General features: G+C 73.8%; 8 protein-coding genes. 6 read left to right on the plus strand and 2 right to left on the minus strand.

Annotation, left to right across the window (positions count from 1 at the left end):
• On the minus strand, positions 1 to 1,077 hold a 1,077-nt coding region (locus ACFV6I_RS21755; RefSeq protein WP_380427098.1), incomplete at its 3' end, for a sensor histidine kinase.
• A 134-nt stretch (positions 1,078 to 1,211) separates the two neighbouring features.
• Here ACFV6I_RS21755 and ACFV6I_RS21760 point away from each other — a divergent pair.
• Positions 1,212 to 2,126 carry an ATP-binding cassette domain-containing protein gene (locus tag ACFV6I_RS21760; protein ID WP_363368815.1) on the plus strand — a complete coding sequence of 305 codons (915 nt, stop codon included), beginning with the start codon at positions 1,212 to 1,214 and terminating at the stop codon, positions 2,124 to 2,126.
• Positions 2,123 to 2,986: an ABC transporter permease gene (locus ACFV6I_RS21765; RefSeq protein ID WP_380427100.1), complete on the plus strand. Its 864-nt coding sequence runs from the start codon at positions 2,123 to 2,125 to the stop codon at positions 2,984 to 2,986. Before ACFV6I_RS21760 ends, ACFV6I_RS21765 begins: the two co-directional genes overlap by 4 nt.
• 20 nt (positions 2,987 to 3,006) lie before the next feature.
• On the opposite strand, the gene ACFV6I_RS21770 is transcribed toward ACFV6I_RS21765, so the two are convergent.
• Positions 3,007 to 3,774, minus strand: coding sequence for a tyrosine-protein phosphatase (locus tag ACFV6I_RS21770; protein ID WP_063349445.1), 768 nt, complete (start codon positions 3,772 to 3,774; stop codon positions 3,007 to 3,009).
• A gap of 364 nt (positions 3,775 to 4,138) precedes the next feature.
• Here ACFV6I_RS21770 and ACFV6I_RS21775 point away from each other — a divergent pair, with 364 nt between their 5' ends.
• From ACFV6I_RS21775 to ACFV6I_RS21790, 4 genes are all read left to right on the plus strand, one after another.
• Complete coding sequence (locus ACFV6I_RS21775; protein WP_380427102.1) at positions 4,139 to 5,254, plus strand: PucR family transcriptional regulator; 1,116 nt, start codon at positions 4,139 to 4,141, stop codon at positions 5,252 to 5,254.
• A gap of 155 nt (positions 5,255 to 5,409) precedes the next feature.
• On the plus strand, positions 5,410 to 6,144 hold the full coding sequence (locus ACFV6I_RS21780) for a hypothetical protein (RefSeq protein WP_063349444.1): 735 nt from the start codon (positions 5,410 to 5,412) through the stop codon (positions 6,142 to 6,144).
• A 141-nt stretch (positions 6,145 to 6,285) separates the two neighbouring features.
• On the plus strand, positions 6,286 to 8,304 hold the full coding sequence (locus ACFV6I_RS21785) for a flotillin family protein (protein WP_380427104.1): 2,019 nt from the start codon (positions 6,286 to 6,288) through the stop codon (positions 8,302 to 8,304).
• An 81-nt stretch (positions 8,305 to 8,385) separates the two neighbouring features.
• Positions 8,386 to 8,815: DNA repair ATPase (locus tag ACFV6I_RS21790; RefSeq protein WP_380427106.1), on the plus strand; the 430-nt coding region annotated here is incomplete at its 3' end.

An 8,815-nucleotide genomic window follows, 5' to 3' on the forward strand; every position in this document is an offset into this window, starting at 1 on the left:
GCGGCGCGCGGCCCCGTGCCCCCGCGGCCCCGCGCGCCCCCCCCCCGCCCCCCCCCCCGCGCCGAGGTCGACGACGGTGACGGCGACCTCCTCGGGGCCGTAGTCGACGGTGACCCGGCAGTCCCGGGTGCCGGAGTGCTTGACCACGTTGGTGACCGCCTCCTGCACGATGCGGTAGGCGGCGAGGTCCACCTCGGGCGGCAGCGGGCGGGGCTCGCCGAGGCGGGTGAGCACGACCCGCACGCCCGCGCCGGCCGTCTGCTCGACCAGCCGGTCCAACTCTCCCAGCCCCGGGGCGACCTCCATCGGCGCGGACTCCGGCTCGCCCTGGCGCAGCGCCCCGAGCATCCGGCGCAGCCCGGCCAGGGTCTCCCGGCTGGTCGCCTCGATGGCGTTCAGCGCGTTGCGGGTCTCGGCGGGCTGGGTGTCCATGACCCGGCTGCCCATCCCGGCCTGGATCGCGATGATGCCGATGCTGTGGGCGACCATGTCGTGCAACTCGCGGGCGATCCGCAGCCGTTCGGCGGTGATCGCCTGCTCGGTGGCGCGGCCGCGCAGGGCCTCGGTGTGCGCCCGGCTCTGCCGGACGGTGTTGCCGACCAGCCAGGCGATCGCGGCGGTCGAGGCGAACGCGGCCTGGGCGACGAAGTCGGTGTGGTAGTCGTTCGCCACCCGCCAGACCGCCAGGGCGGCCACCAGGGCGACCGGCATCGCGGCGGCGCACAGCGACACGGCCCGGGAGCGGGTGGCCGTGCAGTAGCCGATCGCCGCCTCGGCGAGCAGCAGCTGCACCACGGCCGTCTCCTGGATCCGCATGCCGATCGTGAACGCGCACGCGGCCAGCGGGATCGCCACCGCCAGCAGCGGAAGCCGGACCAGCAGCGACGCCATCAGCGTCGTGACCACCGCGGTGACCAGCAACGGCATGTCCTCGAAGTTGCCGTTGTAGCGGAACAGGTGGGCCAGCTCGTTGCTCCGCTGGAAGCCGCGGAACGTGATGACGGCCACCCAGAACGCCGCCACCCACACGCCCGGCGGCAGGCGCCTGAACAGGGGCGGACGAGGGTTGGTGATCATCGCCCGATGGTAGCGGCGGCCCGCGCGGCGGCGCATTGGCCCGAGGGCGTAATCCCCCGGGCCAGTGCGGCCGCGGGCGGTTGTGGCCCGCGGCCCGATGTCCGTCCGGGGCCCCGGACGGCACCGTTGTCCCCGTGATCGAGATCGAGCGACTGACCAAGCGGTACGGCGCCACCACGGCCGTCGACCAGTTGACCTTCACCGTCCGGCCGGGCACCGTCACCGGCTTCCTCGGCCCCAACGGCGCCGGCAAGTCCACCACGCTGCGGATGATCCTGGGGCTGCACACCCCGACCGAGGGGTCCGTCACGGTGGACGGCGTGCCCTTCGCGGACCGGCCGCGCGGACTGCGCCACGTCGGCGCCCTGCTGGACGCCCAGGACGTGCACGGCGGGCGCAGCGCCCGGGCCCACCTGTCGGCGCTCGCCCGCGGCAACCGCATCCCGCTCCGGCGGGTGGACGAGGTGCTCGCCGAGGTCGGCCTCGGCAAGGCCGCCGGGCGCCGGATCGGCGGCTACTCGCTGGGCATGAAGCAGCGGCTCGGCATCGCCGGCGCGCTGCTCGGCGACCCGCCGGTGCTGCTGTTCGACGAGCCGCTCAACGGCCTCGACCCGGAGGGCGTGCTGTGGGTGCGCGGCCTGTTCCGCCGCCTCGCCGAGGAGGGGCGGACGGTCTTCGTCTCCAGCCACATGATGGCCGAGATGGAGCACACCGCCGACCGGCTGGTGGTGATCGGCCGGGGCCGGCTGATCGCGGACGAGAGCCTGGCGGAGTTCTCCGCCCGCAACGCCGTCACCAGCGTGGCCGTCCGGACGCCCGAACTGCCGTCGCTCGCCGAGGTGTTGCGGGCCGAAGGGGCGGCCGTACGGCAGGCGCAGGAGCCGGACGGGGCGGTGGTGACCGGGCTGCCCGCCGCCCGGATCGGCGAACTCGCCCTGCGGCACGGCCTGGTGCTGCACGAGCTCGCCACCCGTACCTCGTCCCTGGAGTCGGCGTTCATGTCGCTGACCGCCGACAGCGTCGAATACCTGGCAGGAGATGCCCGATGAGTACCGCCTCCCTCGCCCCCGCCCGCCCCCGCACCCGCCCGGCCGAGCCGCGGGCCCGGTTCGGCGACCTGCTCGCCGCCGAGTGGATCAAACTGCGCTCGCTGCGGTCCACGTACTGGGTGCTGGCGCTGGCCTCGCTGGCCGCGATCGTGGTCAACCTGAACGCCGTCCACACCGACCTGACCTACATCGACCATCCCCGCCCGCCGGTGCCCGGCTTCCCGCCGTACCGGTACGACCCGCTGTACCACGGCCTCAGCAGCATCTCCGGCGCCCTGATGGCCGTCGCGGCCGGCAGCCTCGGCGCGATCACCGTGTTCGGCGAGTACACCACCGGCATGATCCGCACCACCTTCGCCGCCGTGCCCGACCGGCGGGGCGTGGCCGTGGCCAAGGTGGTGCTGGTCGCCGGCCTCACCTCGCTCGCCGGGGCGGTGGTGTCCGCGGTGTCCTTCTTCGGCAGCAACGCCATGCTGGCCTCCCGGCACGTCGGGCTCTCCATCACCGACGCGGGCTGCCTGCGGGCCGTCCTCGGCTACGCGGCGATCGTGCCCGTCTGCGCGCTGATCGGGATGGCCCTCGGCGCCCTGCTGCGGCACGCCACCGCTTCGATCGTCTCGCTGGTCATGCTGCTGTTCATCGTGCCGATGCTGTTCGGCGGCGACCGCTACCGCTGGCTGAAGGAGATCGGCAACCACCTGCCGCTCGCCGCCGAGGGGAGGCTGACGATCAACCCCAACTCCTCGACGACGATGGGCAAGTACGCGCCGAGCGTGCTCGACTCCTGGATCACCCTGGGCGCCTGGGCGGCCGTCGCGCTGGCGGCGACGGTGGTCCTGATGCGGCGGCGGGACGTCTGAGCCCGACGGAAGCCGGGGTGTCAGGCGGCCGAGGTCGCCGCGGCGGCCGCCTTGGCGCGGAAGGCCCCGAGGGTGGCGGCGGGGACGCCGCAGGCGGGGAGGAAGGCCTCGGCGCCGCCGTGGCGGGTGCGGACGCGGTCGAGGAAGACGGCCATGGCCTCCGCCGGGGCGTCGAGGAGCGGGGCGGGGATGGTGAGTTCGCGGCCTTCGGAGTCGGTGACCCGGGCGCCGCGGGCGTTGAGCGCGGTGCGGTGGCGCTCGGAGAGGCCGGCGAAGATCTGCGGCAGGGCGTCGGCGGTGCGGGCGTAGTCGGCGACGATCCGCTCGGCGGGCACGCCGAGGAGGTCCAGCAGCAGGGCGGTCAGCAGGCCGGTGCGGTCCTTGCCGGCGGCGCAGTGCAGGAGGACGGCGCCCGGGCGGGCGGCGGCCTCGACGGCCGCGGTGACGGCCTCGGGCGCGGACTCGGCCAGCAGCACGTAGTAGTCGCCGAGGTCGGCGGCGGTGGCCATGGTGCGCATCCGGGCGGCGAGGCCGTCGCCGGTGGGGTTCACCGGGGCCGCGACGACGGCTATCCCGGCGGCCTCGGCGGCGGCCCAGTCGGCGGGGTCGGTCTCGCGGGTGTCACGCAGGTCGACGATGGTGCGGATGTCGCAGGCGCGCAGCTGGGCGACGGTGGCCTCGTCGGCGGCCGGGAACGGCTGGGCGGAGCGGTACAGCACGCCGGGGCGGATCCGCCGGCCCTCGGGGTCGCCGAGGACGGCGGGGTCGCGGAAGTTGACCAGGGACATGCGCGGGGCCTTTCGGTGGGGCCGTGGGGGGAGGGGGCCTGACATCCAGACGTCCATCTAGACGTCTAGATGTCTAGTCCCTCCCCGGGGTGCGGAGCAAACCACGGGAGCCCGCACCCCTCCATCCCACCCCCGCCGACCGGCCCCGTCGACCGGAGGGAGGGGGACGGGAAGAAGGAGGGCGGGGAACCGGCGGTGGACGGGCGGCGGCCGAGCCGTCCCGGATGGACACGGTGATCCGGACCTCCCCTCCGGCCCGCGATAGCACCAGGTCAGCCGCCCACCCCGCACCGTTCGGCGCCGTATCGATCCTGCTAAAGTTCCGCGCCGGATCATCACGCGTCACGGGGGGCGGAGTACCGCGGTGTCCGAGGGGACCGAGCACGACATACCCACCGAACTCGCCGAGGTCTACCTCGGGCTGCTCGCCGACGCCTCCCGCACCGGGAGGCTGCTGCGCCGGGACGAACTGGAGTGCCTGCGCACGCTCGGCGAGCACTGCGCCGAGGCCGGGTACGGGCTGCGCGACGTCGTCGCGCACTGCCTGTCGGCCACCCGGCGGGCCTGGCAGACACTGCCGGGCATCACCGCGGCGGGCGGCGTCGGGGAACTGCGCCGGCTCGGCGACGCCGTGCTCGCGGCGACCGAGGCCGCACTGGCCGCACTCGGCGAGGGGCACGAACGCGCGCAACGCATGGCGGTCCGCCAACAGGAGTCCGCGCGGCGCGAGTTCATCGACGACCTGCTGTACGGCCGCAGCGACCTGGGCCTGCTGGCGGAGCGCGCCGAGCGGTTCGGGCTGCGGCTGGCGGGCGCGTACGCGGTGGCGGTGGCCGTCGGCGACACGCCGTACGCAGACGTCCACCCGCTGGTGCACCGGGTGGAACGGGAGCTGGTCGGGCGGTTCGGCGAGCGGGACGTCCTGCTCGCCGGCAAGGACGGCCGGCTGGTGTGCATCGTCCCGGACACGGAACGCGCCGTCCTGGAGGCCTTCGCCGACCTGGCGCTGCGCCCCGGCCCCGGCTACCGCCCGGTGCTGCGGGTGGCCACCGGGCGCCGGCACTCGGGGGCCACCGGGGTGCTGCGCAGCTACGAGGAGGCGCTGGGCGCGCTCGACTACGCGGACCGGCTGGACCTGCCGGCACAGCAGCTGAAGGCCGAGGAACTGCTGGTCTTCCCCGTGCTGATGCGCGACCGGGCGGCGATGGCCGACCTGGTGCGCAGCGTGCTGGGCCCGCTGACCGAGGCGCGCGGCGGCGCCCGCCCCTTGCTGGACACCATCGCGGTGCAGGCGGAGGCCGCGTACGTGAACGCGGAGGCGGCCCGGCGGCTGGGGCTGAGCGTGCGCACGCTCGGCTACCGGCTGGAGCGGATCAAGGCGCTGACCGGCTACGACCCGTCGGACGCCCTGCAGCGGTTCACCCTGGAGACGGCGGCGATGGGGGCCCGGCTGCTCAACTGGCCGGAGCAGCCGCTGTAGACGGCGGCCAAACGCCCCCGGGCGGTGCGTTCCAGGGTGTCAAAGGGCCGTAAAGATTGCCGGATCCTGGCAATGTGCGAACGACCCCTCCGCTGTCACGATCTCCATGGCGCCGAGGTGCGGTGCCGTGGGAACAGCGGGGGAGCGTGGCCGGGATGGGGGGATTCGTCGCGGCCGCGCTGGCTTTTCCGACGGCGCTGTTCAGCTTCGCGCTGGTGGTGGTGGTCGGGTACTGGCTGCTGATGCTGGTCGGCGGCCTGGGCTTCGACGCCCTGCACGGGGGACACGGCGTCGGGCATGCCGGTCACGTCGGCCATGCCGGTCACGCGGGCGACCTGGGCCACGGTGCCGGGGGGCACGCGACCCACGGGGGACACGGGGGACCCGGTGCCCAGGACGGGCACGGCGCCGACGGCCGGGGCGCCCACCACCACGGAGGCGTGCTGGGCGCGCTGGGGCTGGGCGGGGTGCCCGTGACGGTGGCGGTGTCGCTGCTGGTCGCGCTCGCCTGGTTCGTCAGCCTGGCCGGCACCGTCCTCACCTCGGGGGCACCGGCGCGCGGCGGCGTGTTCGCCGTCGCGCTGGTCGCCTCCTGGGCGGGCACCCGGCTGCTGGTCCGGCCGCTGTCCCGGCTGTTCCCCGAGGACCGTCCGGCGACCCGGGGGGACTTCGTCGGCCGCGTCTGCGTGATCCGCACCGGCCGGGTGACGGCCGACTTCGGGCAGGCGGAGGTCACCGCCGAGGACGGCTCCACCGCGACCGTCCAGGTCCGCACGCTCACCGAGGAGCCCGGGCTGGCGGCCGGCCGTACCGCCCTGATCTTCGACTACGACGCCGACGGCGAGCACTTCCTGGTGGCGCCGTTCGACCCGGCGCTACCGGGCGACTGACTCCCCCGGGCGTTCCCTTATCCCCTTATCCCCTTTGTTCTGCTTGCTCTGCTTGCTCCGCCTGCTCTGCTTGCTCCGCTCTCATCCGCTTTCATCCGCTCGACTTCGCACCATCTCGTCATCTCGTCAAAGGACTCCGTGATGGACACCATCGCCGTGGGTTTCGGCATTCTCGTCGCCGTCGTACTGCTCATCGTGCTCGCCATGCTGCTGTTCGTGGGCCGCCTGTTCCAGAAGGTCGAGCAGGGCAAGGCGCTGATCGTCTCCCGCACCAAGAAGGTGGACGTCACCTTCACCGGCGCGATCGTCCTCCCGGTGCTGCACAAGGCCGAGTTGATGGACATCTCGGTGAAGACGGTGGAGATCCACCGCGCCGGCCGGGACGGGCTGATCTGCCGGGACAACATCCGGGCGGACATCCGGATCTCCTTCTTCGTGCGGGTGAACAAGACCGTCGAGGACGTCATCAAGGTCGCGCAGGCCATCGGCACCGCCCGCGCCAGCGACCCGTCCGCGATCCAGGAGTTCTTCGCGGCCAAGTTCGCCGAGGCACTGAAGACCGTCGGCAAGCAGCTCGACTTCACCGACCTCTACACGCACCGGCACGAGTTCCGGGACCAGATCATCGCGGTCATCGGCACCGACCTCAACGGCTACACCCTTGAGGACGCGGCCATCGACCACCTCGAACAGACCCCGATGAACCAGCTGGACTCCGACAACATCCTCGACGCCCAGGGCATCCGCAAGATCACCGAGCTGACGGCGATCGAGCACGTGCGCACCAACGAGTACCAGCGCACCGAGGAGAAGGAGATCACCCGGCAGAACGTGGACGCCCGGGAGGCCGTCCTCGAACTCCAGCGCCGCCAGGCCGACGCCGAGATCCGCCAGCGCCGCGAGATCGAGACCCTGCGGGCCACGGAGGACGCGGTGATCGCCCGGGTCCAGGAGGAGGAGCGGCTGAACGCCCAGACCGCCTTCCTCCGGACCGAGGAACTGCTCGGCGTGCAGCGCGAGAACCAGGCCCGCGAGGTCGCGGTGGCGCAGAAGAACCGCGAGCGGGTGATCGCCGTGGAGAACGAGCGGATCGAGAAGGACCGCCTGCTGGAGGTCATCGGCCGCGACCGGGAGACCGAACTCGCCACCATGGCCAAGCAGAAGGAGGTCGAGTCCCGCCGGCGGGAGGTCGCCGACGTGGTCCGCGAGCGGGTGGCGGTGGAGCGGACCGTCGCCGAGCAGGAGGAGGCCGTCAAGACGCTGCGCGCCACCGAGGACGCCGAGCGCACCCGCCGCGCGGTGATCATCCAGGCCGAGGCGCAGGCGCAGGAGAAGCTCGTCAAGGACATCAAGGCTGCCGAGGCCGCCGAGCAGGCCGCCTCGCACAAGGCCCGCGAGTCGCTGGTGCTGGCCGAGGCCCGCCAGCAGACCGCCGAACTGGACGCCACCGCCAAGATCCGGATGGCCGAGGGCATCCGGGCGGAGGCCGCCGCCGAGGGGCTGGCCCAGGTGCAGGTGCGCGAGCAGGAGGCCGCGGCGGTGGAGAAGGTCGGCCGCGCCGAGGCCGCCGTCCAGGCCGAGAAGGCGAAGGCCGCCGCGCTGGAGATCGGCGCCAAGCTGAAGGCCGAGGCCGAGGGCCTCACCGAGAAGGCCGCGGCGATGGCGAAGCTGGACGAGGCCTCGCGCGGGCACGAGGAGTACCGGCTGCGGCTGGCCGCCGAGAAGGACGTCCGGCTGGCCGGGCTGGACACCCAGCGGCAGATCGCCGAGGCGCAGGCCGCGCTGGTCGCGGCCGGGCTGGAGAAGGCGAAGATCGACATCGTCGGCGGGGACGGGGTGTTCTTCGACCGCCTGGTGCAGTCGGTGACGGCCGCCAAGAGCGTCGACGCCTTCGTCGGGCACTCGCAGACCGCCCAGGCCCTGGCCGGGCCCTGGCTCGACGGCAGCGCCAGCTTCACCGAGGACCTGACCCGGGTGCTGTCCTCGGTGTCCACGGCGGACGTGCAGAACCTGACGGTATCCGCGCTGCTGATGCGGATGATCGGCGCCGGAGGCGGCGAGCAGGCCGGGCAGCTTCGGCAACTGCTCACCTCGGCACAGAAGTTGGGGATCGCCGAGACGTCGATCGGGGCGCTGGCGTCGGTCAACGGCTCCAGGTGAACGTGAACGCCTGAGTCGCCCGAGTCGCCTGAGTACCCGATCTCCTGAGCAGTCGAGAAACTGAGTAGTTGAGGAACTGACGTGGTGGACGCCCTCGACGCCCGGCTCGACGCCGGCACCTACGAGGTCCTGCGCGGCCGACTCGCCCGGTCCGCCGCCGAACTCGCCGAACGCGCACAGGCGTTGTACGACCGCCGGGTCGGGGAGTTCGGCGGCGGGGAGTTGCGGCTGGTCGGCACCGGCCGGCTCACCACCGGCCGGGCCTGCCTCCCGCAGGACCTCACCGCCGCCGGCGGGCTGCTCCTGCTCGGCACCCGCCCGGGCGGCGCGCCCGACGCCGCCGTCTCCGCTTCCGCCGTCTCCGCCGCCATCTCCGCTTCCGCCGTCTCCGCCTCCGTTTCCGCCGGCGCCCCGGCCGAGGGCTCCCCGGGCGCCGGGCCGCGCGGGGGGGTGCGGTGGGGGCCCCCCCCCCCCCAGAGCCCCCCCCCCCCCCGCGGGCCCCGGCGGGGGC

The sequence above is a fragment of the Kitasatospora sp. NPDC059803 genome, assembly GCF_042732255.1.
GTDB lineage: Bacteria > Actinomycetota > Actinomycetes > Streptomycetales > Streptomycetaceae > Kitasatospora.

Excerpts from the sequence above, each read along its gene's own strand:
- ACFV6I_RS21765 (WP_380427100.1), top strand. The coding sequence starts at position 2,123 with ATGAGTACCGCCTCCCTCGCCCCCGCCCGCCCCCGCACCCGCCCGGCC.
- ACFV6I_RS21770 (WP_063349445.1), bottom strand. The coding sequence starts at position 3,774 with ATGTCCCTGGTCAACTTCCGCGACCCCGCCGTCCTCGGCGACCCCGAG.
- ACFV6I_RS21780 (WP_063349444.1), top strand. The coding sequence starts at position 5,410 with ATGGGGGGATTCGTCGCGGCCGCGCTGGCTTTTCCGACGGCGCTGTTC.
- ACFV6I_RS21785 (WP_380427104.1), top strand. The coding sequence starts at position 6,286 with ATGGACACCATCGCCGTGGGTTTCGGCATTCTCGTCGCCGTCGTACTG.